The organism is Actinomadura alba, from assembly GCF_014323705.1.
Classification (GTDB): domain Bacteria; phylum Actinomycetota; class Actinomycetes; order Streptosporangiales; family Streptosporangiaceae; genus Actinomadura_C; species Actinomadura_C alba.
Window position 1 is genome coordinate 186,629 of sequence record NZ_JABVEC010000008.1, and the last position, 23,397, is coordinate 210,025.

Sequence of the window (23,397 nt, forward strand, 5' to 3'; positions counted from 1 at the left end):
CGGCGCATCGAAGGTGACGTGCCGTCCGAGTGCAGGTCCGGGCGGCACGACCGTTACGTGTCGATCCAGAAACGTCACGCAGAGCTACTTTGGGGCTCATCGCTCCTTCCCGAGCGGGCCCCCCGTACTTCGTTCCCGTCCCGATCCCCGACCGCGACGTTCCCAATCTCGCGACCGTCCTGCCCACCATCCAGAGACTCTCCGCACGGCTACGCGACGGAAGTCATGTCGTCACGCACTGCCGCTTCGGTATCGGACGATCCTCGCTCCTCGCCGCAGCGCTCATGGTCCTGAACGCCGTCGATCCAGACACCGCATGGCACGGGCTCGAACAAGCCCGAGGCCTCGCGGTCCCCGACACCGCCGAACAACGAGACTGGCCCCTTAAGCTACTGCGCGAAACGCCTTGACAACTCGGGCTCAGATTCCACATAACCGGCGGATAGTCACCCAAATCGGTCTGCTTACCGCGCTGCTTGCGCGGATGCGTCTTGATCAGCTCGCCATGGATGAAGAACTGCACCATGGTGAACGTCGAGCGAGCATCGACACTCTTGCCGATATGCCGCCACGGGATGGAGTACAACACCCCATCCACGCGGGCGTGGATGTAGCGGTCGACGCGCGGGGTGAGCAGCAACCCGGTCTCGAACCTCGTCCGGCACCGGCCGCAGGAGTGTGTTGTGCCCGGTTGTCTGTGCCGGGATCGGGTCCGGTCGTATCCGTCGGATCTGACCGATTGAGCTTCTCCCCGGGGCCTGGACACCCTCGACAATGGATCTTGATCCATGGCGAGGGAGTTGTTGGTGGCACGTGTCCGTCGAAGTACGGAGATGAGTTCAGGCGCGACGCTGTGGCCCTGGCCCGAGAGGGGGCCCGGTCCGGTCGGTCGCGGCTGTCGCCCGCGAACTTGGCGTCAACCACGAGACGCTGCGGACCTGGGTCCGCGCACGCTGCTCACCCAGCCGCTTGACCACCGTCGTCCAGGCCATCCTCACCCTGCACCAGCAGGCAATCTGAAGGTGGAATCTCCTCACTGAGGACCGCGTGAACCCCGATCTGTGACTCCCAGTATGTCCAGTTCACGCCGAGGGCTCGCAAGCCCCGGTCGGCGGCGCCATACATCCGGGGGCTGGTCAGGGCTGCGGGCCCAGTCCGTCTTCCGCGATCTGGTAGGCCACGCCCGGCAACACGAGGCTCGGCCAGCCGCCACCGACTCTCACGACCGCCTCTCGGATCAACGAGGACACCGGGGCCGTGCATCACCATCAGCAGCGGCAGGAGTAGCCAAGTCCACGGTACTGGGACCGCGATGAACGTCAATCCTGCGCCCAGTGTCGTCAGTAGGACGAGCGCCCAGGGGGCGCGAATCCGACGCCAGTTCCTACGTCTGCTCATCGGGGCCAGGTCTGCCGGTCTCTGGTCGGGTCGTGCGCGGCCTACGGTGCGTCGTGTGCATGTAGTAGTTCTTCGAGTTTTGCGTTCTGCTGTCGCGCCGCAGCCAAGGCTTGTTGTTCGTAGGCGGCCCGTTCTGCCGGATCGTCGGGTATCGGTGGAGCGATGTTTGGTTGCAGCCGGGAAGTGCGCAGCCATGCGCCGATATCTTCGTTACCTGACCATCGCAACTGTTCGGAATTGGCGGAGAGTGTGAACCGTAGCCAATCCTTTTCAGTTCTCGGGTTTGGCGTGACGGGGCAGAGTTCGTTCTTCACGTCGTTATTCGGATAGGTTGCCTCCACGTACGCGATGAGGGCAGCGCTGAACACCGGTTGACATACTCGAACCGATTGCAGGGTAATCAGTCCATCTCGGAATATCGGGACGATGGGGAGTTGCCTGGCGGCGTCGGCGGTGCAGTCTACATGCAACACGCGTCTGCTGGTCGGTATGGCGCCACCGTCGAGTTCGATGCCTGTCTCGGTGATGCGTTTCACCCGACCGAGGCGAACGACATGTTCGATCTTGCGTAGCTGTTCCAGTTCGGCCGGCGAGACGGTCGCGCAGCGAAACGCCGTCGGCCGCTCGTGCGGGAAAATACTCAGCACGGCACCAACGGCGTTGAGCCGATCGAAGAGGTCGGGTATGGATTCGGCTCGCATGATGGCTTCGTGTTTGGCGGCGTAGTCTCTCGCGATGTCCTCGGCGCGACGGAGTGGGATCGGCTGCACGGTGGCCCGGTCGATGAGCCATGGCGCGCGGGGCATGATCCAGGTCAGGTCCGCGGGGGCGACGCCCTGTTCCAGCAGCCAGAGGCAGGCATCGATCCCGGTTTTGCCCGCGCCGACGATGACGTACCGGTCGAAGGGCTGCCGAATGGCCGGCAGCTCGTTTGGCGGTACCACGGGAACGCCGGTGGAGATCGGGAATTCTGGCGGTTGCATGGCCGGTACGGTCACGCCTTGATAGGTGGTGTCCACGATCTTCCGCCGTACGACCACCCGGTATTTGTCGCCGGAAGTTGTCAGGTGGAATCGGCCGTCACCGTCATATTCGGCCATGGGAAAGTACGATACTCGCCCCGATGGCAGGAACGTCTGCCGCATGACCTGGTCGAAATAGCTGCAGATCTCGCTTGCGCTGGCCAGTTCGTAGAGTCCGGCGTTCCAGCCGGTTTGGTCGATCGTGTCGTTGCCGAGCGGGCGGGAGTTCACGCCGTACATGGCCGACGGTTGATGTAGCCGCACATAAGGGTAGGCGACGGTCCAGTGTCCGCCTGGTTGGTGGTAGCGGTCGACCAGCACCACGGTCGCGTCCGATTCGGTCAGCAGCGTGTCCACGAAGGCCATCGCTGTCGCGCCCGCACCGATCACGAGGTAGTCGGTGTCGATCTCGGTCACCATCACGTGCTCCTGTTCTGTTCGCCAGCCACATCGTTGTTCGACAAACTCAAGATGAGAGTGGATATGGGAGTGCGCTCCTCTATCGAGAGGTTGCGCGAAGGACGCTTGCGGCGCCGCCGACCCGGCTCGATCAACCGGGCCGCCCGCCCGCCGGATGAGAACCTCCGCTACGTCTTCAAAGACGCCTCGTGCGACACGGGTCGCCGGGCGGCCGTGCCCGGCTCCGCGAGCCGGGCACGCGGCCTGTTCCGTCCGGTCCCGCAGCCCGGCGACGGTCGCCCAGCCCAGATGGGAGCGCCCACGCGGATACGAGCCGTGTCGTGCTGGACACTGGCCCGGAAGGTGCTCGATGTCTCTTGGAGAGTGGAGGGCAGGCTGCCGCGAGATCCGCTTCGCCGCCGCGAGCGGCTCACCAGGACTGGCACGGGCTTGAGGGGTCCGGGGAAGCCGTGATGGTGATTGACGCCGACCAGGACGATCCGCCGACCGGCACGATCCGCAGCAGTTCGAGGTGTGGCACCTGACCTGTCCGGTCTGTGGTGCGCTGCCCAGCACGACATGGGTGCGGGACGGTCGGGAATTGCGCAGGGTCCATCCGTCCCGTCGGCTTTCGCCGGCCGAACGCGATCGCCGAGCTGCCGACGGAGACGGCATCGTGCGGCTTCTCTGGCAACAGATCGCCGCTGGAGCTGGGCACGTCACCGCCCACCAGCCTTGGGAACGACAATCGGAAGGCGCGTTTGAAGCAGATCATCCGATCGTTGCGCCTAGATGGTGAGCTGCGCCGGCCGCCGCGAACAGCAGGGCGACGCTGGTGAGCCTGACCCCGTAGTACACCGACCGTCGCTCGAACAGGCCGAGTTTGGCAGTGCGCTTGGACAGTTGCGCGAAGTCGCTTCCGGTTCGCGCTACCGGGGGTTCGATGTCGTTCATGGCCGCCTCACCGAATGTGCGTACAGCGTAATAGCCTGATGCGTACAGTGTATTGGCACTCTTGATGTGGTTAAAACCACGGGGCGGAACCATCTGAGATAGTGTCCTAGGCCATTCATAATCGCTCTAGTACACTTAGGTAGAGTGAACGGCTGACGACGAGGATGATCAGGAGGCGCCATGCCGTCCGCAGCACGCCCGGATCCGCCGTACCTGCAGATCGCCGCGGAGATCCGCGGGAAGATCAGGGACGGCGAGCTTCGACCGGGTGAGCGGGTGCCTTCCATTCGGCAGATCGCTCAACGCTGGGGCGTCGCCGTCGCGACCGCGACGAGAGTTGTCACCACCCTTCAGGAGGAGGGGCTGGTGGAAGCGAAGGTCGGTTCTGGCACGGTCGTCAGCGCGCGTCCGGGCCGGCGACGGCCGGCAGGCCCGGCGACGGGTCAGGTGGCGCGGCGGCCGAAACGGCAGGACGATGCCGCAAAATGCACGCTGAACCGGGAGAGCATGCTCCGAACCGCCATCGCGATCGCCGACGTCGAGGGGCTCGACGCTGTGTCGATGCGGCGAGTGGCGGCTGGCCTGGGTGTTGGACCCATGTCGCTGTACCGCCACGTCTCGAACAAGGACGAACTGGTGATGCAGATGGCCGATGTGGTGTTCGGTGAACCGGAGCTACCGGTTCCCGGGCCCGCGGGGTGGCGAGACAAACTCGAACTGATCTCCCGCGAGCAGTGGGCGCTGTGCTGGCGACATCCCTGGCTGCCCAGGGCCGTTTCCTTCACCCGGCCCCTGTTCGTGCCCAACATGTTGGCGCACACCGAGTGGACCCTTCGTGCACTGGATGGGCTTGGGCTGTCCAGGGCGGCACGGATGCAGGAGGCGCTCACCTTGCACTCGCTGGTCGTCACGCTCGGGCTGTCCATGGCGGACGAGGTCGAGGCCGAGCAGGAGACCGGTACGACGCTCGCCCGCTGGTACGCGCAGCAGCGGGCGCGGACCGACGAGCTCTTCGCCGGTGGGAGGTTTCCCCTGCTGGCGGAGCTCCATGAGGACACGGTGCCTGACCTGGACGGGTTGTTCGAGTACAGCCTGGCACGGCATCTCGACGGCTTCGCCATACTTGTGGGAGAGCGCGTCCCGGCGCCGCAGGACGCGAACTCGGCTTAGTCACCCAAATCGCTTCGTCCGCCGCTCTCGAAGCACGATGCAGCTCGATCGGCCGGTCAATGCCGTCGCGGCGTCTACCGGAGCCGCCCAAGGCCGCGTGCGCGTCCCAGGGCTGCACTCTGTCCAGATGGTCCCAGGCCAGGCCGACGCTCAGATCGACGGCCTCGGCAAAGCTCCCAGCCGCCTGCAGTGCAATTGCTTGGGCGCTCCGCATACGATGGACATGAGGCATGAAACCCTCTGCGTGTAGCGCTTCGGCGAGCTTGGCGAATGCCTCCGGCGCACGCGTGTCGTTATCGCTAAAAAGGCTCCTCGCGGTGGCAAGCTCTCCATCGATTCCCAACGCCTTGAACGGGCTCCTGAGAACGGCATCCACGCTGATGACGTCAGACACCTTCCGAGACGATCGAACACTGCTGGTTCTCCCCCGAAGGCGCTTCAGGTAGCGGTTCACCATGTCGGCGTTGATCGTTCCTGCCTGAGGCCCGGCTGTCTGGGCGTAGGTCAGCAAGTCGTTGAAGACCTGCTGTGGTGTCAGCGACAGGGACTCAGCGATGGGTTTCAACATGTGCAAACTGCGGAGGTAGTCGTCACCTCCGTCCTCGACGGAAGAACACCAGACCTGAAGGCGACGCAGAAATGCGTGCGTCGTCTCCTCGATGCCGCCCAGATCGGGGGCGCCCCGGCCGAGCGCGAGCACGACCGCTTCTTTGACGTGATCCAGACGGGTACGGTAGCGCTCCTTAACCGCATGCTTCTCGATGGTCTCGAAGAACGGGCGACTGCCCAACCGGATTCGCCAGAGCCGTACCCCTAACACGGCAAACGAGGCTAATCATGCATCGCTACCGAACGTCGTCTCACGCCCAGAAGAACCGGAGATAACAGCCGCGCTCCCCTGGTTCGTGCTCCCACTGCTCCCGCCCGGAGCGGGGAGCATCGGGAGCACGCATGGTCCCTGAACTGTCCTGAACAGGCGTCAACGAGCGTCATCGGACGGCGCTGACCTGCGGCATCTCGAAAAAGCGCAGGTCAGCGGAGGTCGGCTTGACCTGGTCGGCGACCGTGATCACGGCCCGGGCGTGTCAGTGCTGCGCGACGCCTACCAGGCGGACGCGCCGAGGAGGGCTTCAAACCGTCGGGCCGGGCTTCAAACCGTGGGGTAGGGCTTCAAACCGTCGAGCAGAGGACGGCTTCGACGGTTTTGATCATCGCGGGGACGATGGCGTTATCGTCGGCGGTGCTCCGCGTGACGGAGATGGCGAACTGCTGCTGGCCGTCGGTAGAGGCGAAAGTCAGTGTGGTGAGGCCGGGCGCCGAGCCGCCGAGCATCTGGCCTTTCAACTTTCCTCCGCACAGGCCCGTGCCCTGCTGTCCGCTGCCACCGGTGAGGACCTCCTGCAGCGACGGCGGCAGCAGCCTGCCCTGGTTGAAGGCCCGCCGGAAGGCGCTGACGTCATGCGCGGTCGAGACGACGCCGCCGGCGCCGTTGCCCCAGCTGGCGTTGAAGCGGTGCACGTCGCGCAGGGTGCCGGTGGAGTCGGGGTAGTAGCCGTGCCCGTGCGGGCCCTTGATGCCCTCCGGGGGCTTGGTGACCTGGTAGGTCCCGGTCATGCCGAGCGGGCGGAAGAGACGCCGGTCCAGCTCACGGGCCAGGGTGTGCCCGGTCACCTTCTCGATGATCATACCGATGAGGGTGTAGTTGGTGTTGGAGTAGGTGTACGTCTCGCCCGGCTCGCCGGTGCGCGGCCAGCCCCGCGTCATCTTTACGATGTCGATGGGCCGGTAGTAGGTGGTGAAATCGAAGACGTCGAACGCCGGGGCGGTCGAGCCGCTCTGGTGGAACCAGTCGGGGATGCCGGAGGTGTGCTCGACCAGCTGCTGGACGGTGATCTCGTCGGCCCGTTCCACCAGCCCGTCCTCGGCCACCTCGGGCAGCAGGGCGGCGAGCTTGTCGTCCAGGCCGAGCCTGCCCTCCTCGACGAACTGGAGGAGCACGGTGGCCACCATCGTCTTGGACTGCGAGCCGATGCGGAAGCGGGAGTCCGCCGGGATCGTGCCGCCCTTGCCGTCGAGCAGCCGCGACCCCGCGGTGCCACGGCCGGCGGGCTTGCCGTCCACGTACGCGCCGCCGATGGCGCCCACGATGCCGGGAGTCTCGGCCAGAGTTTCCATCGCCTGTTGGACGTCTCCGATCGAGGTGGCACGGGCCGCGGTCGCGGGCGAGGCCGCGCCCAGCAGCAGGGCCGCCGCGGTGATGGCGCGGGCCATGGTCACGTGATGCACAGTAATGTCCCTTTCGAACGCGGATTGGATCAGGTGATGATCTGTCGTGCCGTCTCGACAATGGGCGCCACGGAGTTGTCGTAGTTGCCGAGGACCACCACCCAGTCCAGGTCCGGATAGGTGTCGAGGTGATTGGCGGCGCCTGCGGAGCTGCCCGAGTGGCCGACGACGTGCCGGCCGTTCACGATGGCGTCCATGAAGCCGTTGCCGTAGAACAACTGCCGGCGGGTGAGGCCCAGCTGTTCCGAAGACGGCGTGATCATCTTGCCGTCGGTGAGGAGGCGGCGTAGGCGGAGGTGAGCAGCGTGCCGTCGCGCAGAGCGCGCGCGAAGGCGAGCAGGTCGGCGGTATTGCAGTAGGCCCCGCGATGCGGGCCGCCGGCGAATGGGAAGTAGGGGCTGGCGGTGAAGTCGACCCGGGGGCCGGACGGCTGGGTGGCGTACGGGCGCGCGATCGTCCGGTCGGCCGTCACCTGCGTTTCACTCAGCCGAGGCTGCCCCGCCCTCGTAGGCTGAGCCAATCGTTTCACAGAACGCCACGGATCTTGGAGCCGCTCCGCTGCTGATGTGCGTGAAAAGCCCTCTCGGTCCTCCGGCGTCACAGAGCCATGCCGCGTATGTGCCACGCGCCGCGCATAGGTTCTCAATTCTCCAGCCGCACTTGGCGATCACGATCTGATCACGCTCGCCATGTGCGGCTGGAGTGATCATTTCGCGGGGCAGAACAGCGATTTGAGGGCGTTGGTGATGCGCGTCGGCGTGGTCCCGCGCTCGGCATCGTCCATGGCCAGTGTCAGGGACACGGCGAACTGCAGGCGGCCGTCGGAGGAGGTGAGGGTCGCGGCGGTGAAGCCGGGGGCGCTGCCTCCGCCCCCTGCGGCGAACTCGGGGTTGCCGGCGCATGGGCCGCCCCCAGGCGGCGCCGACTGGCCGGGCGGCGGGTCGGTGATCACTTTGGTCAGGGAAGCCGGCAGGAGCTTGCCCCGGCGGAAGGCGCGCTGGAAGGCGCTCACGTCGTGCGCGGTGGAGACCACGCCGCCGGCGCCGAGCATGGCGGTGACGTTGAGCTGGTCGACATCGCGCATCATGCCCGACTCGTCCGGGGCGTAGCCGTGCCCGTGCGGGCCCTTGATGCCCTCGGTCGCCTTTGTGGGCAGGTAGGTATCGCGCATTCCGAGCGGGGCGAAGAGCCTCCGCTTGAGCTCGGCAGCCAGTGACCTTCCGGCCAGTTTCTCGATGATCATGCCGAGCAGGATGTAGTTGGTGTTGGAGTAGTTGAAGGTCCCGACCTCCACCTGCCGGGAGTTCTTGCGCGAGGCCGCCAGCAGGTCGGTCGGGCGGTAGTTACGCGTGGGGTCCGAGGTGTCCGGGCCGATGTAGTCGGGGATGCCTGAGGTCAGCTGGATCAGGTTGCGTACCGTGATCTCGTCGGCCCGCTCGACCAGGTCCTTTTCCGCCACCTCCGGCAGGACCTCGCTGAGTTTGTCGTCCAGGCTCAGTTTGCCGTCCTTGACCAGTTGCAGGACCGCGGTGGCGGTCATGGTCTTGGTCTGCGAGCCGATCCGGTAGCGGGCGGTCGAGGGGATCACGCCGCCCTTGCCGTTGAGCAGGCGGGATCCGGCCGATCCCTTCCCGACCCGCTTGCCGTCCACGTACACTGCGCCGATGGCGCCCACCACGTGGCCCGTCTTCACCAAGTCTTCCATCGCCTTCTGCACGTCCCCGACCTTGATGCGGTCGGCTGATGTTGAGGCGGTGGCGGGCGTGGCCGGGCTCAAGACCAGCGCCGCGCACGCCAGCGAGGCGACGCTAGTGAATGTCGCTCGACGCAGAATCATGAAGTCTCTCTCTCCCAAGTCCGAATACTCGGCTGTCGAGCCACAAGTTCTAGCGAGGGCAGTGTTTCCTCGGCGTTAACCCCCAAGGCGCAACTCCGCCGCGCCGGTCCGTGGTGCCTCTCCCGCGACGGCGGGACGGGGTCGCGTCCGAGATGCGGTGGACAAGTGGCATGTCTACACCTTCATCGCCGACCGGCCCATCCGGTCGTTGAAGGACAAGATCCGAGCCCTGACGAACAGAACGTCGCAGCAGGACCCCAGGACCGTGCTGATCCGGCTCAACCAGATCATGCGCCGCTGGCGGCGCCGCCCTTACGCTTGACCTTGGCGCGACGGTTGCGCAGGTCGAGGTCGCCGACGTCGAGGGCGAGGACCTCTTCGGCCCGGGCCGGCCTGCGTCCAGGTGCGGGCGCAGGAATGCCGCAGCTTGATCAGAGCATCTGCTCCCCGCTCCGAACCGTCTGAGCCGAAAGGCCAACTGAACACCACCGCCGCGTCCGGCGCCGAATAACGGCCGGATGCGCGTGCGACCCTGCCGTGGCCGCGGAACCCAAGTGGTGAGAGCATGTCGCGGCCGCCGCGCCGTCCGACACCCGAAGCTCCGGCCCCAGGATGGCCCCATCTCGGCCCCAGGCATGATCCTCAACGCGTCTCGCCGAGCGCGTCTGAGCAGGTCAGACGTGGTGGGCCGCCTGGGACTCGAACCCAGAACCGACGGATTAAAAGTCCGGAGCTCTGCCAATTGAGCTAACGGCCCGCGGACAGCAGAATACCGAGATCGCGGACATGTTCGCACCGCAGTATCCGGCAGGTGATCGTAACAGTCGAGACGTGCCGCGGTACGGGCGGTGATGATCCGCGAGCCGGCCGAACCGGCCGCCCGTGGGGCGGCGCGTGCCCTGCTGAGCGCGTGGCCGATCCATCACCGATCACCTCCGCCCACGACCTCCTGTGCCCCGATGCAGCTCCTCCTCACGTGGGCCTGCCCCCCGCCCAGACCCCCGCGCCTCCGGCCGTACGACGACGCTCTCCCGCCGCCGGGATCATCCCCGTACTTCCAGCAGGGTCTTGCCCACTGTCGCCCGTGACTGGATGGCCTCATGCGCGTCGGCCGCCCGCTCCAGCGGGTACCGCTGGCCGATCACCGGGCGCAGCCGACCCGCTGCCGCCTCGGCCAGGGCGCTCCTGGTGAGGGCCCGCAGTTCCTCCGGCGTCCCTCCCGCCCCCCTCAGGATCGTCACCCCTCGCTCGGCGGCGGTCTCGTCGGAGATGGCCGCCCACTCGCCGCTCGCGAGCCCGTAACTCAGCATCCGTCCGCCCTTGTCCAGCAGTCCGAACGCCGCCGAGGCGATGGCGCCGCCGACGCCGTCGAAGACGACGTCCACCCCGCCGACGGCCTCACGCACGCGGTCCGGCCAGCCCGGATCGCGGTAGTCGACCGCCACGTCGGCGCCCAGGTCGCGCACCAGCTCGACCTTGCGCGGACCTCCGGCCGCCCCGATCACCGTGGCGCCGGCGGCCCGGGCGAGCTGGACCAGCAAGGTGCCCACGCCGCCGGCCGCCGCCTCGACCAGGACCCGGTCCCCGGCCCGCAACCCGGCCGCCCGCACCCGCGAGGTCGCCGTACGTCCGTCGGCCAGCAGCGCGACCGCGTCGGAAAGGTCGACGCCCTCCGGTACCCCGACGAGTGCGTCGGCACCCACCACCACACGCTCGGCGTAGCCGCCGGAGCCGCCGAGGCCGGCGATCACCCGCCTGCCGACCAGCCCCGTGTCCGCCTGCGCTCCGACGGAGGCGACCACTCCGCCGACGCCGTTGCCCAGGATCATCGGCAGCTCCACCTCGAAGGGCCCGCGACCACTCCGGATCTGGGTCTCGATGAAGGTGATGTTGGCGAACTCCACGTCGATCAGGGCCTGCCCGGGGCCGGCCACCGGCTCCGGCGTGTCCCGTGCGGCGAGCACCTCCGGCCCGCCGAACTTCGTCAGCCACACCGCTCTCATGACGCCCCTTCTCATTTCCGTCTCAGGTGATCAAAGCCTGCAACCTCAAGCAGGGTCGAGGTCAACCCGGCGCCCTGAAACGGCCCACGCCCGACGGCGCGGGCGAGGGCAAGGGAGCGCCCCGAGGCGTGCAGTGAAAGCGTCGACGCGAACAGGGAGATCCCGGTGCTGCGCACAGGTCCTTCCTGCGTACGATCGGGCCCGTGCTCAAACCTGACTATCCGTTGAAGACCGACCGGCTCATCCTGCGGCCCTTCGCCCCTTCCGACCTCGACGCCCTGTACGACCTCCAGTCCCGGCCGGAGGTGACGCGCTATCTCCTGTTCGACACCCGCGATCGCGACGCGGTCGAGGAGTCGCTCGAGCAGAAGACGCGAGCGGCGGCCCTCACCGAAGAGGGCGGCAACCTCTCCCTCGCCGTGGAACTCGCCGAGACCGGCCAGATGATCGGCGACGTCATCCTCTTCTGGCTGAGCCGTGAACGGCGGCAGGGCGAGGTGGGCTACATCTTCCACCCCGACCACGGCGGCAGGGGATACGCCACCGAGGCCGCGCGCGTGATGCTGCGCCTGGGCTTCGAGGACCTCGGCCTGCGGCGCATCATCGGCCGCATCGACGCGCGCAACACCGCGTCCGCCCGGGTCCTGGAACGCCTCGGCATGCGCCGCGAGGCGCACTTCGTCGAGAACGAGTTCGTGAAGGGTGAATGGGCCGACGAGGTCGTCTACGCGATGCTCGAACGGGAGTGGCGCGCCGGCTGACCCGGGAGCGATGGGCCCGCCGGCGCAGCGGTCCTCCCAGCACAGCCTGATCCTGCCGGCGCGGCCTGAGCCTCCCAGCACGGCCCGGCTCCTCCCAGCGCGGCCGATGCCGTCCCGTCGCGGTGATCACAGCGGCTAACGTTCCCGGCATGGTCTCCGCCGCCCTGAACCACGTGATGACCGATCCGAGCGAACCACCGCTGCGCCCGCTGCCTCCGCGCGTGTGCGCACTGCTGGAGACGCTCGCCGCCGCTCCGCGCCTGGCCGCCCACTTGCGCGCCGTGTACGACACCGCGTGCGAGCTGACCCTTGCGCTCGAACGGCACTACCCCGCGCTGTCGTACGACCGGGAGGCCGTGCTTTTCGGTGCGGCGACGCACGACATCGGGAAGACGATGCACCCTGCGGAGCTCTCCGGCCCCGGCACGGCCCACGAATGCGCGGGCTACGAGTTGCTCCGCAAGCACGCCGTCGAGGAGCACCTGGCACGATTCGCCCGTACCCACGCGACCTGGACGGCCCCGGACGTCACCGTCGAGGACCTCCTGGTCTCTCTGGCGGACAAGATCTGGAAGGGCAAGCGGGTCACCGAACTGGAGCAACTCGTCATCGGCCACCTCACCTCCGTATCCGGGCAGCAGCCCTGGGAGGCGTTCCTGACCCTCGACGACATCCTCGGCCACCTCGCGGCCGACGCCGACGCCCGCCTGGCCTTCCAGACGCGCCATGCTCTTCCCGGGCCCCGTCTCCCGCTGGACTGAGGGCGTACGTATCTCGGCGGCCGATGCGCGTGACGCGGTTCGTGAGAACCTTGGCGATCACAGCGGGCTTCGACGCCATTGAGACCAGGAGGTACGGAATGTCAGCTCGTGCGGAATCGGTAACGGTCGAGGCCGGAACGTTCGACATGCCGATATGGCTCCCCGAGAGCGGATCCGGACCGGGCATGCTGCTGATCCAGGAGATCTGGGGGGTCGGCCCGTACATCGTCGAGGTGGCCGAGGAGCTCGCCGCCCTGGGCTACGTGGTCGCGGCACCGGACCTCTTCTGGCGCGTGGAGCCGAACTACGTCGGCACCCACGACGAGGAGGGCCTGAAGCAGGCGATCGAGGTGTCCTCTCGCTTCGAGGTCGAGACGGGCGTCGCCGACCTGGCGGCGGCGGTGGACCACCTGGCCGGTCTGCCCGAGGTCTCGGCCGGAGTCGGGGCCCTCGGCTTCTGCCTGGGCGGGACGATGGCCTACCTGCTCGCCGCCCGGACCACGCTGGGCGCTGTCGTGTCCTTCTACGGCTCCGGGGTGCCCGACAGCCTGAACCTGCTGCCCGACATCGACTGCCCGGTGCAGTTCCACTTCGGCGGCTCCGACCCGTACATCCCCCGGGAGCAGGTCGCGCTGGTGGAGCAGGCGGTGTCCGGGCTCCCGAACGTGGAGATCCATGTGCAGGAGGACGGTGGCCACGCGTTTCACAACCGCCTGGCCCCGATGTTCCACCAGCCCGAGCCGGCCGCACGCGCGTGGGCGCTGACCGAGGCGTTCCTCGCCAAGAACCTACCGGTCTGAGAGCGCGGCTCTCCGGAGCCGCCACCGTCTCGGGTCACGACCTCACCGGCGGCGTACGGCCGAACCGGGCGTTCATCCGGCGTGCCGCCGCTCGACGAGTTCCCGCTTGCGGCGCAGCAGCGTGGTACGCCGCCGGTGGGCTCGTACGATCAGCACGGTGGCAGCAGTGATCATGGCCGCGCCGGTGGCGCAGGCGGCTGCGAGGGCGAGACCGGTACCTCGTGCGGCGACGACGCTCAACGTGACCGCGGTCGTCGTGACGGAGGCGACCAGGGCGAGCCAACCGGCGATCAACTTGGGCAGGCCGCGGATCCCGGCCAGCCATACCTCCTGGGTCACGTCGTCGGCGCTCTGCGCGTCGAGCATCCGCCGCGCATATCTCCACACCCGCACGTGCCAGGCGCGCACCAGTTCGGTGAACGCCGCGCGTTCGCCGAGCTGGCACCGCAGGACCAGCAACTCGTCGGTCATCGTCCGCTCCCGTTCTGCCGTCACCATGCAGAGTCGTGGAATCGAGCCGCTAGGTTCACGCGGCCGACCGAAGGCGGCCCGACCTGCCCTGACATCTTCGCCTGTCAACATCGGTTGACAATGCGAATGCTGTCAACCTATGTTGACAGCATGAACGAGGGAGTGCAGCTCGCGCAGGACGCGAGCAGCCGGGACCCGGCGGTCGGGCTACGGGCCGTCCGAGCACTGCGCGAACTCACGGAGCGGATGGAGTCGCTCCAGGTGAGCAACGCGCGTGAGCTCGGCTGGTCATGGCAGGAGATCGCGGCCGTCCTCGGCGTGAGCCGCCAGGCAGTCCACAAGAAGCACGCGCGCACGCGCGGTCTGAGAAGGGAGCGCTGAGAGATGTTCGAACGGTTCCACAAGGACGCCCGCCAGGTGGTCGTCGCGGCCCAGCAGGGGGCCCGGGACCTCGGGCACGACCGCATCGGCACAGTGCATCTGCTGCTCGGGCTCATCGAGGACGAGGGCGGCACCGCCGGCGGCGCGTTGCGCGAGCACGGCCTGCGAGCGGGCGACCTGCGAGAGCGCGTCCGCCGGGTCTCCTGGGCCGACCACGCCTCGGGCGCGATCGACGGAAACGCCCTCGCCAGCATCGGCATCGACCTCGACGAGGTCCGCCGGACCGTCGAGGCCACGTTCGGCGAGGGCGCGCTCGAGCGGGGCCGCGCGAAGAAGGGGCACATCCCGTTCACGCCCCAAGCCAAGAAGTGCCTCGAACTGTCACTGCGCTCCGCCATCGCGCTCAAGCACAAGGAGATCTCCAGCGGGCACATGCTCCTTGGGCTGCTCCGAGCGACCGGCGAGGACAACCTGGCGCTTCAGGTGCTGCGCGACGCCGAGGTGGATCTGGACGCCCTGCGCGACACCACGACCGCGCTGCTGCGGGCCGAGGCGGCTTGACCGCTCCGAGTGGCCCGGTCCTACGACCGGGCCACTGCGGCGCCGTTCGCTGGGAGGATCATGTCCCATGAGCCGTCCCGTCATCTCCGAGATCCCGACCGGCCCCGTGACCGTCCCCGACGTCGTCATGGCGCTCGCCGGCGGCGACACCGTCACTCCGGTGTGGCGCAACGAGCTCGGTGGCCTGACGTTCCGCATCGAGGGCGGGCGCGACGGCGCCAGGTACGCCAAGTGGGTCGCCGCAGGCACCCCGGAGATCGACCTCCCCGGCGAGGCGGAGCGCCTGGCCTGGGCGCAGCAATGGGCGACCGTCCCGCGAGTCATCGAGCACGGTACGGACGCCGACGGCGCATGGCTGGTCACGGCGGCGGTCCCCGGCCTCTCGGCGGTGACCCCTCAGTGGATCGCCGACCCGGCGACCGCTGCGGCCGCGATCGGCCGAGGGCTGCGCCTGCTCCACGACGCCCTGCCCGTGGACCGGTGCCCGTTCGACTGGAGCATCGATCGACGGCTCGCACGCGCCGACGAGCGCATCGCCGACGGAGAGGGACCGGCCGACCGATTCCCCGAACACCGGCACCTCGAGCTCGCGAAGGCCCGGGCGCGCATCGGCGAGCCGCCCGCGATCGACCGCCTCGTCGTCTGTCACGGGGACGCGTGCGTCCCCAACACCCTGCTGCACGACGACGGCGAGTTCGCCGCGCACGTCGACCTCGGTTCGCTCGGGCTGGCCGACCGGTGGGCCGACCTCGCGGTCGCGGCGTGGAGCACAGAGTGGAACTACGGCCCGGGGTACGACGGCGTCGTGTACGACGCGTACGGGATCACCCCGGACCCAGAGCGCATCGCCTATTACCGCCTGCTCTGGGACCTGGCGTGACCGGTTGAGCATGTAGGTCAGGTCGTTCCCTGCGCCGGCGAGTTCACGGGCGTACGCGTGGCCGAGATGAGGTGCTTGCCATCGCGGCTGTTACTCCCTGGCGCGTGGGCCCCAGATCGGCCATGCCCACTCGGCCGGATCGCCGAGTTCGAAGCTGGTCAGGCCAAACCCGTCGCCGTTGCGGGTGAGCTCGCCGACAAGGACTTCGGTGAGGGTGCCGTCGAATACGTCGGGTCCGCCGAAAGACACGTTCACGATGGGCCATTTGTCGGGGTCTGGGTTTGCGGTGTCCCAGCAAAGGATGTCCCGACCCTCGGTGCTCGCGCAGAACAGGAGAGGCAGACCTCCGGGATCGGGATGTACGGTGTAGTAATCCTGCGGATCGGCGTCTTCCGGTCTGTCGTCATCTTCACACCAGTTACGCAGGAGCGCGGTGTGCAGTTGGTGCATAGAGGCGAGATCAGCTGGTTCGGCGACGAATATGCCGTTGAGGGCGACGCGCGGCTTATACGCCTCATGGAGGCGCTTGTAATCGGTTGGCAGCCGGGTGACACCCAGATCGCGTTCGATCGCCTCCCAGTCGTAGGTGCGTGGCGTCCCGGGCCCGATGATGGTCAGGAGCTGCGCCAGCGGATCCCGGGTGGCCTCCTGGACGGGAACCGGGGCCAGAGCTGCGGCTGTGTGGCCGGCCCGGGTAAGGGCGCGCTCGCGTGGCACCGGCGGTAGGGACAGGACCGGCATGTCAAGGCGGCCGTCCAGCCACTCGGTGAGGAACTCCGCGGTGGTGATGTTGAGCTGCTGATCGCCATTACCGCTGACAACCAGCAGCCACCTGGCCGGGTCGCGGTGAATCGGCAGCCACCAACAGGTCTCTCCGCTGCTGAACACGCCCCACAGCCGCGCCTTCTCGTGCGGGGCGACGTGTCGTCGTTGTTCGGTTTCCAGATCGAAGCCGTCGAAACGCTCGGAACCGTTGCCGCAGCCGGGAGCGAGGAGCCGGAGGATCCCCGCGAGCGTTCCTGGCCCGGTCCGGGAGATCAGCGCGACGTAGTCGTCGGGAAAGGGGACGTCGGGGAACCGCGGCTCCCACCCCCGATCGTCTTCCGGGATGATCTGAATGGTCGCGGCCAGCGCCCGGCCGGCGTCCCGGAGGTCGGCCGCCGTGGGGGTGTTCGGCGGTTCGTCATCGATCTTCGACGTCATGAAGTACGCTCCGGCTGCGGGTAAAAGAGCACGAACAGACGACCCATATTTTAACGATCATGGTCAGTCGAATCGCCTGCATTACGTTCGGCAAGCTGTTGGCCGAGCAGAGCGGCGATGGCTTCCAGCGACATGCCGCGGTTGATCGCCTGGGTGGCGAGGATGTGCCTGAGCTGCTGTGGGGTGACCCGGCCGAGGCCGGCCCGATAACTCAGGGGCGCCGCGCTCAGCCGGACGCGGCCAGCCGGGCCACGGTCTCGGCCGCCGGGGCGTCGGTGGCGAGCCGGAAGGACGTGCCCGCCCACAGCGCCATGGCGCCGACGTCGCCCTGCTGCGCGGCGGCCCGGCGCAGCGGAGCGGTCAGGTTGTGCACATGCGGGTACGCGGCCGGTGCGTACGCGCTGTGCGCGGCCAGGAAGCGGTTGACCAGCCCGCGGGCCGGTCGGCCGCTGAAGGCCCGGGTCAGCGCCGTCACGGTGAACCGCGGATCGGCGAGCGCGTCCTTGTACACGCTGGTGGCGCCGCTCTCCGGTGCGCGCAGGAACGCGGTGCCGAGCTGAGCGGCTCCGGCACCGAGCGCGAGTACCTCGGCGACGTGTCCCGTGTGCCCGAGACCACCGGCGGCGATGAGCGGCCGGTCGATGACCTCGCGTACGGCCCGCAGCAGCGCGCGCAACCCCTCGGGGAACTCGCCGCCGCCGTCCGGCTCCCCCGGAGCGCGCGGGACGCCCGGGGCCCGGGGATCGGCGGGGTCGCGCAGCCGGGCGGTGTTGGCGAACGACCCCTGATGCGCGCCGGCCTCCGGCCCCTGTACGCACAGCACGTCGGCCGCCGACGCCGCCTCGGCCTCCGCCACCGAGGTCACGGTGACGATGACGAGGGTTCCGCGGTCACGAAGGGCGGCGACCAGCTCGTCGCCGGGGCGGCCGAAGGTGAAACCGACCACTGAGGGTGGGTCGGCCAGCAGGTCGGCGACCTTGGCGGCCCAGTCATCGTCGCCCCCGACCGGCTCCCCGAGCGCGACACCGAGCCGGTCGGCCTCGGGAACCAGCCGCTCCTGGTAGGCGGCGACGGCGGCCGTGTCCACAGGGTCGTCGGACGGCACGAACAGGTTGACGCCGAACGGCCGGGAGGTCAGTTCCCGCGTCTCGTCGATCTCTCGCCGCATCTGCGCGACGGTCTTGTAGCCGGCCGCGAGGAAGCCCAGACCCCCGGCGTTCGAGACGGCGGCCGCCAGGGCGGGCGTGGACGCTCCGCCGGCCATCGGCGCCTGCACGATCGGATGCTCAAAGAGTTCGGCGAAAGGCATGGTCAACTCACTCTTCCCTCCGCATCGACCCTACTTCGCACCGTGCTCGAGCAGTCGCTCGGACAAATAGGCCTCTGCATGACCGCCGCGAACACCGAGGCGTGTTCGGTGTCGGCGTATGCACGGCCTGGTCGGCCCCGGGTGGTGCGTATGCCGACAGTGAGCGCTGCTCGGTCATGGTTGACAGCACGTTCGGGCCGAAACGGGCAAACGGCGGGCGTCGACCACGGGTGAGCGCTTCTCTTGTGCGGGTGGAACGGGGAGGCGCCACCCGCGGTAGAGCGCTGCTCGAGTACGGGGGCGGAACGGGAAGGCGTCCGATAGTTGGGCGCTGCACGGGTGTGGGTTGGTCGGTGCGGGGGTGCCGTGGAAGCCTGAGTCGATCAAGGATCCGGGTACGCCCAGGTGCTCGAATCCTTGATCAACTGTGTGACGAGGTGTCCGCGAGGCCGCGAACAACTGCATGATCACGGCCGAGGTCGGCTCCAACGCCCAGCAGCGCCGTGATCATGCAGTTGTTCGCACGGCAGAGCCCACATCACTACGCCAAAGGGCCGGGGTCCTTCGTGTGCGGTCGCCGTACCGTCTGGGCGGTCGGAGAGAACGCGCGGGAAGGAGACGCTCATGCTGCCGGGGCCGAGCCGCACAAGCGCACGCGCCACAGGGCCGCCAGGGGCGCGAAACGCCACCGGGGCAGACGGTGGCTCCAGGCGGCGACGATCCTCCTTGCCCGGATCATGATCGCCGGGGCGGTGGCCAAGGCGAGCCTGGGCGGGCGACGCGGGAGAGCCTCGTCAAGCCGCGGGCCATGGTCACGGCCGCGCTGTGCAGGTGACCGCGCAGGAGGGCCTGGTCAGCCGTCGAAGCGGCCATCCCGCACACCGGCGACCAGCCCTCGCCACGCGGCCGGCGTCAGCGTCAGCCGGGGGCCTTCGGGGTTCTTGGAGTCGCGTACGGCCACGGCGCCGGGCAACGCGGCCACCTCGACGCACTCGCCGCCGGTGCCGTCGTCGGAGCGGCTGCTCTTGCGCCATTCGATGTTCACTGCAGGGCCTCCATGGCACTGGCGATCATCCGGTGCGACGAGTCTACGGGAAGCGCCCGTGACCGGATCTTGTCGTACCGGCGCCGCAGCCTGCGCAACTCGGCCTCGCCCTCTATCAACCGCCCACCGAGCTGAGCCTCGGCGTAGGCGATCTCGCCGTCGTCCAGGGTGAGGATCTGGAAGCCGCCCGTCATGCCCTCGTGGTAGCCCGTCGACGCGGGCACGATCTGGATGGTCACGTCGGGCAGCTCGCCCACCTTGAGCAGGTGGGCGAGCTGGTCGCGCATGACCGCCGCTCCGCCGAACGGACGGCTGATCGCCGCCTCGTCCAGCAGGACCCACAGGATCGGCGGGGGTGGACCATCGCGGTGCAGGATGGCCTGCCGCGCCAGCCGCGCGGCCACGAGGTCGCCAGGATCCTTGATCTCACCCGCGGCGAGCGCCGCGCGGGCGTACGGCTCGATCTGCAGCAGCCCGGGGATGAAGAACGTCTGAAAGACCTTGATCTCGATCGCGCGGTCCTCGTGCGCGACGTACTCCCTCAGCCAGTCGGACAGATGCTGGCGGCGGGCGTGCTCCCACAACAGCTGGAAGTGCCGGTCGGTGCCGAAGTACTCGTCGAGCTGCCGGGCGAACTCCGCGCCGGGCCGGCGGATCATGGTCTCGTAGTGGCTGATGTTGGCCCGCGGCGTGTAGAGCGCCTGCCCGAGCTGTTCCTGCCCGAGCCCGCGTTGTTCACGGTGTCTGCGCAGCTCATAGGCGAAGTAGGCCCACAGGCTCGACAGCGGGTCGGGCCTGGACGAGTTCCCCGACATGGCGCCTCCGTCCCGATACATGTGCGATGTACCGCCGGTCCGCGACCGAGCGTAGCCATATCAGTACACGCTGGTAACCGACTCCGGACGCAACTTCCAGCGAAAGTCGGAACTCATGGGGAACGGCATGACGCGGCCGTCCGTACCGCATCAGCGGGCGCGCTGCGCGATCACGCTCAGGGCCGCGGCGACCGCGGTCCCGGCCGCACGTGCCTACGTGCGGGTCACCTTGGAGACGTGGGGCGTCCACGGTCTCGCGGACAACGCGGAGACCGTGGTCAGCGAGCTCGTCACCAACGCGGTGCGCCATGCCCGCGACACCGTGACGCTCACGTGCTCACGGCCGGCCGCCGGCCGATTCGTCCTCGAGGTGTGGGACCCGTCCGCCGATCTGCCCGAGATGGGCGTCGCCGGGCCGCTCGACGTCCACGGCCGCGGGCTGGTCATCGTCGCGGCGCTGGCCGACGAATGGGGAGCCCACCACGTCGACGACGGCAAGGTCGTCTGGGCCGCCTTCGCCACCTGAACGCCTCCGGCCCGGGGTGATTCGCATCCATGCGACCCCCAAAAGCCCCGGGCCGGAGGTCCCAACCCCGGGACCACCACCCCCCTCCGCCGTGATCATGCAGTTGTTCGCGGCACGGGCGCGAACAACTGCATGATCACGGCGGGAAGGGGGGGTCAGCGGTAGGCGGATTCGCCGGTGATGGCCTCGCCGAGGACGAGGGTATGGATCTCTTGAGTCCCCTCGTAGGTCAGGACCGACTCAAGGTTGTTCATGTGGCGGATCACCGGATACTCCAGCGTGATGCCGTTGGCGCCGAGGACCGTACGGGCCTGCCGGGCCACGTCGAGCGCCGCCCGGACATTGGCGAGCTTGCCGAACGAGACCTGCTGCGGCGTCACCTGCCCGGCCTCCTTCAACCGGCCGATGTGCAGCGCCACGAGCCCGGCCCGGCCGAGTTCGACCTCCATCCAGGCCAGCTTCTCCTGAGTGAGCTGGAAGGCCCCGATGGGCCGGCCGAACTGTTCACGGCTCTTGGCGTACGACACCGCCGCCTCGTAACAGGACCGCCCGGCGCCGATGGCCCCCCAGATGATCCCGTACCTCGCCTCGGACAGGCAGCCGAGCGGCGCGCGCAGACCCGCGGCCTCGGGCAGCATCGCGTCGGCGGGCAGGCGTACGTCATCGAGGACCAGCTCAGAGGTGATCGAGGCCCGCAGCGAGAGCTTGCGGTGGATCTCCGAGGCGGTGAACCCCGGGGTGCCCGCGGGGACGAGGAATCCGCGGACGCCCTCGTCGGTCCGGGCCCACACGACCGCCACGTCCGCCACCGAGCCGTTCGTGATCCACATCTTGGTGCCGTGCAGGATCCAGTCGGAACCGTCCCGCCGCGCGCGGGTGAGCATCGACCCGGGATCGGAGCCGCGGTCGGGCTCGGTCAGCCCGAAGCAGCCGAGGGCCTCACCGGCCGCCATGCGCGGCAGCCACTCCCGCTTCTGCTCCTCCGACCCGTACTTGTGGATCGCGGTCATCGCGAGCGATCCCTGCACCGACACGAAGCTGCGCAGCCCTGAGTCGGCCGCCTCCAGCTCGCGGCACGCGATGCCGTACGCGACCGCGCCCGCACCGGCGCAGCCATACCCGGACAGGTGCATGCCGAGCAGGCCAAGCTTGCCCAGCTCGGGGGCCAGCTCGCGCACGGGGAAGATGCCGCGCTCGAACCAGTCGGCGACCTGCGGCTCCACCCGGGAGGCGGCGAACTCCCGCGCGGTGTCTCTGATCATCCGCTCTTCGTCGGTGAACTGATCGTCGATGCGCAGCAGGTCCATGGCACTCCAGGTCCTCTCGTCCCAGCCGGAAACCCAGCGTACGTCCGCCGCCGTACCGGACCCTAGAGCGGCCGACGATCAAGGATCGTGGCACCCAGGGGTGCTGCGATCCTTGATCGTCATCGTCATGGTCGGCGTTCTCGCCTTACCTCGCCTCACCTCGCCTCACCGACGGCGCGGGATGCGGGTGCGGCTCCGGTCAGCCGACGGCGACCTCGGGTTCCGCCTCGTCCGGCTTGTTGGTGGAGGCGAGGACCTCACCCCTCACCTGGGTCCAGGTCAGGGTGAGAATGCTCGCGGCCGACAGGCCCGCCACCCCGGCCAAGGCGACCACGGCCTCGGGGCCGAGCACCTGGGCGGCGGCACCGGCGAGCAGGATGCCCAGGCCCTGACCGGCCAGGATGCCCGACTGCGCCAGTCCGAACGCCTGCCCGCGCCCGGACGGCGGCACGGCCGCCACGAAGGCGGCGTTGGCCGCGAGCTGGTAGGCGCTTCCGGCCCCGGACAGCGCCCAGAGGATCAGCACCCCCCACAGCGGCGGATGCAGGCCCGAACCGATCAACGGCGCGCAGGCGAGCATCGACAGCCAGCCCATGGAGCGGATGCGGTCCGACGGCCGGACGAACCGGCTGAACAGGAACACCCCGATGATCATGCCGACGGGCATCGCCGACATGAGGAGGCCGACCACGACCGGGCTGCCGCCGAAGGTGTTGGCGTAGGGCGCAGCGAGGCCCTCGGGGATGATGTAGAACCCGCACAGCCACGCGAACGACACCAGCGCGCGCAGGGTCGGATCGCCGAACACCAGCCGGGCCCCGTCGCGGGTGTTGCGCCACAGCGAGATCGACTCGTCGGTGCCGTCACCGGCCGGCGCCGGACGGCGCTCGACGCCCGCCAGCAGGATCACCGCCGACACCGCGAACGTGATGGCGTCGATCGCGAGGGCCTGCTGGGTGCCGAGCGTGGCGACTATCGCCCCGCCGACAAGGAAGCCGATCACCTGGGTGGTCTGGTGCGTGATGTTGTTGATGGCGGTGCCGGCGACGTACTTGTCACCTTTCAGGATGTCGGGGAGCAGGGCGGCCCGGGCGGCCGTGAACGGCGCGCCCAGCAGCACGCTGAGGAACACGAGTGCGCACAGCGCCGGGAACGGCATGCTCTTGAGCGCCATCAACCCGAGCAGCCCGGCACGCAGCACGTCGCAGACGATCATGACCGTACGGCGCGGGAACAGGTCGGCCAGGCCCGACAGGATCGGCCCGCCGACGATGGGCGGCAGGTACGTCAGCGCATAGGTGACGGCGGTCAGCAGCGCCGAGCCGGTGCGGTAGTAGACGAGGACGGCGAGGGCGACCTGGGCGAGCTGGTCACCGATGCCCGAAAGCGCCGAAGCAGCCCACAGCGCGCGGAACTCACCTACGGCGAACACCTCGCGGTAGGTCGCCCGTTCCTCCGGCGGTCGCCGATGCCTTCCGGCCACATCTGCTCCCACTCCACATCCGCCC

The 23,397-nt window shown here is 68.6% G+C and carries 24 protein-coding genes, 1 tRNA gene and 2 pseudogenes; 11 read left to right on the forward strand and 16 right to left on the reverse strand.

Going from position 1 to position 23,397, the window contains the following annotated elements; genetic code table 11:
• Positions 1 to 29: 29 nt before the first annotated feature.
• Positions 30 to 410 carry a protein-tyrosine phosphatase family protein gene (locus HKK74_RS41850; RefSeq protein ID WP_187243507.1) on the forward strand — a complete coding sequence of 127 codons (381 nt, stop codon included), beginning with the start codon at positions 30 to 32 and terminating at the stop codon, positions 408 to 410.
• A gap of 62 nt (positions 411 to 472) precedes the next feature.
• On the opposite strand, the pseudogene HKK74_RS41855 reads toward HKK74_RS41850, so the two are convergent.
• Positions 473 to 790, reverse strand: a pseudogene (locus HKK74_RS41855) (Mu transposase domain-containing protein); the annotation flags it as partial.
• 98 nt (positions 791 to 888) lie between these two features.
• On the opposite strand from HKK74_RS41855, the pseudogene HKK74_RS41860 reads away from it, so the two are divergent.
• Positions 889 to 1,020 (forward strand): annotated as a pseudogene (locus tag HKK74_RS41860) (transposase); the annotation flags it as partial.
• Between the two features lie 419 nt (positions 1,021 to 1,439).
• Here HKK74_RS41860 and HKK74_RS13420 read toward each other — a convergent pair.
• Both HKK74_RS13420 and HKK74_RS13425 read right to left on the reverse strand, forming a co-directional pair.
• Positions 1,440 to 2,840 carry an NAD(P)/FAD-dependent oxidoreductase gene (locus HKK74_RS13420; RefSeq protein WP_222722216.1) on the reverse strand — a complete coding sequence of 467 codons (1,401 nt, stop codon included), beginning with the start codon at positions 2,838 to 2,840 and terminating at the stop codon, positions 1,440 to 1,442.
• A gap of 750 nt (positions 2,841 to 3,590) precedes the next feature.
• On the reverse strand, positions 3,591 to 3,773 hold the full coding sequence (locus HKK74_RS13425) for a hypothetical protein (protein ID WP_187243508.1): 183 nt from the start codon (positions 3,771 to 3,773) through the stop codon (positions 3,591 to 3,593).
• Between the two features lie 180 nt (positions 3,774 to 3,953).
• On the opposite strand from HKK74_RS13425, the gene HKK74_RS13430 reads away from it, so the two are divergent.
• Positions 3,954 to 4,943: a GntR family transcriptional regulator gene (locus HKK74_RS13430; protein ID WP_187243509.1), complete on the forward strand. Its 990-nt coding sequence runs from the start codon at positions 3,954 to 3,956 to the stop codon at positions 4,941 to 4,943.
• A 1,170-nt stretch (positions 4,944 to 6,113) separates the two neighbouring features.
• Here HKK74_RS13430 and HKK74_RS13435 read toward each other — a convergent pair.
• The 4 genes from HKK74_RS13435 to HKK74_RS13450 form a co-directional block, all read right to left on the reverse strand.
• Positions 6,114 to 7,214: a serine hydrolase domain-containing protein gene (locus HKK74_RS13435; RefSeq protein ID WP_246491535.1), complete on the reverse strand. Its 1,101-nt coding sequence runs from the start codon at positions 7,212 to 7,214 to the stop codon at positions 6,114 to 6,116.
• A 44-nt stretch (positions 7,215 to 7,258) separates the two neighbouring features.
• A complete protein-coding gene (locus HKK74_RS13440) occupies positions 7,259 to 7,492 on the reverse strand; it encodes a serine hydrolase domain-containing protein (protein ID WP_187243511.1) in 234 nt (77 codons plus the stop codon).
• Positions 7,489 to 7,701 (reverse strand): hypothetical protein, encoded by a 213-nt coding sequence (locus tag HKK74_RS13445; protein WP_187243512.1) that lies wholly within the window; start codon positions 7,699 to 7,701, stop codon positions 7,489 to 7,491. Before HKK74_RS13445 ends, HKK74_RS13440 begins: the two co-directional genes overlap by 4 nt.
• Before the next feature lie 234 nt (positions 7,702 to 7,935).
• Positions 7,936 to 9,066, reverse strand: a complete 1,131-nt coding sequence (locus HKK74_RS13450; protein WP_187243513.1) for a serine hydrolase domain-containing protein — start codon at positions 9,064 to 9,066, stop codon at positions 7,936 to 7,938.
• Between the two features lie 157 nt (positions 9,067 to 9,223).
• Between HKK74_RS13450 and HKK74_RS13455 the strand changes: the two genes are divergently transcribed.
• Positions 9,224 to 9,388, forward strand: a complete 165-nt coding sequence (locus HKK74_RS13455; protein WP_222722217.1) for a hypothetical protein — start codon at positions 9,224 to 9,226, stop codon at positions 9,386 to 9,388.
• A gap of 359 nt (positions 9,389 to 9,747) precedes the next feature.
• On the opposite strand, the gene HKK74_RS13460 is transcribed toward HKK74_RS13455, so the two are convergent.
• Both HKK74_RS13460 and HKK74_RS13465 read right to left on the reverse strand, forming a co-directional pair.
• Positions 9,748 to 9,823: transfer RNA gene (locus HKK74_RS13460), tRNA-Lys, on the reverse strand.
• Between the two features lie 286 nt (positions 9,824 to 10,109).
• Positions 10,110 to 11,069, reverse strand: coding sequence for a zinc-binding dehydrogenase (locus HKK74_RS13465; protein WP_187243514.1), 960 nt, complete (start codon positions 11,067 to 11,069; stop codon positions 10,110 to 10,112).
• Between the two features lie 203 nt (positions 11,070 to 11,272).
• Between HKK74_RS13465 and HKK74_RS13470 the strand changes: the two genes are divergently transcribed.
• The 3 genes from HKK74_RS13470 to HKK74_RS13480 all read left to right on the forward strand — a co-directional run bounded on the left by HKK74_RS13470 (position 11,273) and on the right by HKK74_RS13480 (position 13,391).
• Positions 11,273 to 11,830 carry a GNAT family N-acetyltransferase gene (locus HKK74_RS13470; RefSeq protein WP_187243515.1) on the forward strand — a complete coding sequence of 186 codons (558 nt, stop codon included), beginning with the start codon at positions 11,273 to 11,275 and terminating at the stop codon, positions 11,828 to 11,830.
• A 149-nt stretch (positions 11,831 to 11,979) separates the two neighbouring features.
• Positions 11,980 to 12,591: an HD domain-containing protein gene (locus HKK74_RS13475; RefSeq protein ID WP_187243516.1), complete on the forward strand. Its 612-nt coding sequence runs from the start codon at positions 11,980 to 11,982 to the stop codon at positions 12,589 to 12,591.
• A 98-nt stretch (positions 12,592 to 12,689) separates the two neighbouring features.
• Positions 12,690 to 13,391, forward strand: coding sequence for a dienelactone hydrolase family protein (locus HKK74_RS13480; protein ID WP_187243517.1), 702 nt, complete (start codon positions 12,690 to 12,692; stop codon positions 13,389 to 13,391).
• 72 nt (positions 13,392 to 13,463) lie between these two features.
• On the opposite strand, the gene HKK74_RS13485 is transcribed toward HKK74_RS13480, so the two are convergent.
• Positions 13,464 to 13,862 carry an RNA polymerase sigma factor gene (locus HKK74_RS13485; protein ID WP_187243518.1) on the reverse strand — a complete coding sequence of 133 codons (399 nt, stop codon included), beginning with the start codon at positions 13,860 to 13,862 and terminating at the stop codon, positions 13,464 to 13,466.
• A 150-nt stretch (positions 13,863 to 14,012) separates the two neighbouring features.
• On the opposite strand from HKK74_RS13485, the gene HKK74_RS13490 reads away from it, so the two are divergent.
• The 3 genes from HKK74_RS13490 to HKK74_RS13500 all read left to right on the forward strand — a co-directional run bounded on the left by HKK74_RS13490 (position 14,013) and on the right by HKK74_RS13500 (position 15,684).
• Entirely contained in the window at positions 14,013 to 14,243 is a 231-nt protein-coding gene (locus tag HKK74_RS13490) for a helix-turn-helix domain-containing protein (RefSeq protein WP_187243519.1), read from the forward strand.
• 3 nt (positions 14,244 to 14,246) lie between these two features.
• Positions 14,247 to 14,804: a Clp protease N-terminal domain-containing protein gene (locus tag HKK74_RS41865; protein WP_187243520.1), complete on the forward strand. Its 558-nt coding sequence runs from the start codon at positions 14,247 to 14,249 to the stop codon at positions 14,802 to 14,804.
• A gap of 67 nt (positions 14,805 to 14,871) precedes the next feature.
• On the forward strand, positions 14,872 to 15,684 hold the full coding sequence (locus HKK74_RS13500) for an aminoglycoside 3'-phosphotransferase (protein WP_187243521.1): 813 nt from the start codon (positions 14,872 to 14,874) through the stop codon (positions 15,682 to 15,684).
• Positions 15,685 to 15,774: 90 nt separating this feature from the next.
• On the opposite strand, the gene HKK74_RS13505 is transcribed toward HKK74_RS13500, so the two are convergent.
• From HKK74_RS13505 to HKK74_RS13520, 4 genes are all read right to left on the reverse strand, one after another.
• On the reverse strand, positions 15,775 to 16,887 hold the full coding sequence (locus tag HKK74_RS13505; RefSeq protein WP_187243522.1) for an SMI1/KNR4 family protein: 1,113 nt from the start codon (positions 16,885 to 16,887) through the stop codon (positions 15,775 to 15,777).
• A 226-nt stretch (positions 16,888 to 17,113) separates the two neighbouring features.
• Positions 17,114 to 18,196, reverse strand: a complete 1,083-nt coding sequence (locus HKK74_RS13510) for an NAD(P)H-dependent flavin oxidoreductase (protein WP_187243523.1) — start codon at positions 18,194 to 18,196, stop codon at positions 17,114 to 17,116.
• Positions 18,197 to 19,049: 853 nt separating this feature from the next.
• Positions 19,050 to 19,241: a DUF397 domain-containing protein gene (locus HKK74_RS13515; protein ID WP_187243524.1), complete on the reverse strand. Its 192-nt coding sequence runs from the start codon at positions 19,239 to 19,241 to the stop codon at positions 19,050 to 19,052.
• Entirely contained in the window at positions 19,238 to 20,056 is an 819-nt protein-coding gene (locus tag HKK74_RS13520; protein WP_187243525.1) for a helix-turn-helix domain-containing protein, read from the reverse strand. The genes HKK74_RS13515 and HKK74_RS13520 overlap by 4 nt, the downstream gene beginning before the upstream one ends.
• Positions 20,057 to 20,183: 127 nt before the next feature.
• Here HKK74_RS13520 and HKK74_RS13525 point away from each other — a divergent pair, with 127 nt between their 5' ends.
• Positions 20,184 to 20,582, forward strand: a complete 399-nt coding sequence (locus HKK74_RS13525; protein ID WP_187243526.1) for an ATP-binding protein — start codon at positions 20,184 to 20,186, stop codon at positions 20,580 to 20,582.
• Positions 20,583 to 20,737: 155 nt separating this feature from the next.
• On the opposite strand, the gene HKK74_RS13530 is transcribed toward HKK74_RS13525, so the two are convergent.
• The gene (locus HKK74_RS13530; RefSeq protein WP_187243527.1) at positions 20,738 to 21,889 is read right to left on the reverse strand and encodes an acyl-CoA dehydrogenase family protein; all 1,152 of its coding nucleotides are present in this window, start codon (positions 21,887 to 21,889) and stop codon (positions 20,738 to 20,740) included.
• 199 nt (positions 21,890 to 22,088) lie between these two features.
• On the reverse strand, positions 22,089 to 23,372 hold the full coding sequence (locus HKK74_RS13535) for an MFS transporter (protein WP_187243528.1): 1,284 nt from the start codon (positions 23,370 to 23,372) through the stop codon (positions 22,089 to 22,091).
• Between the last annotated feature and the right edge of the window lie 25 nt (positions 23,373 to 23,397).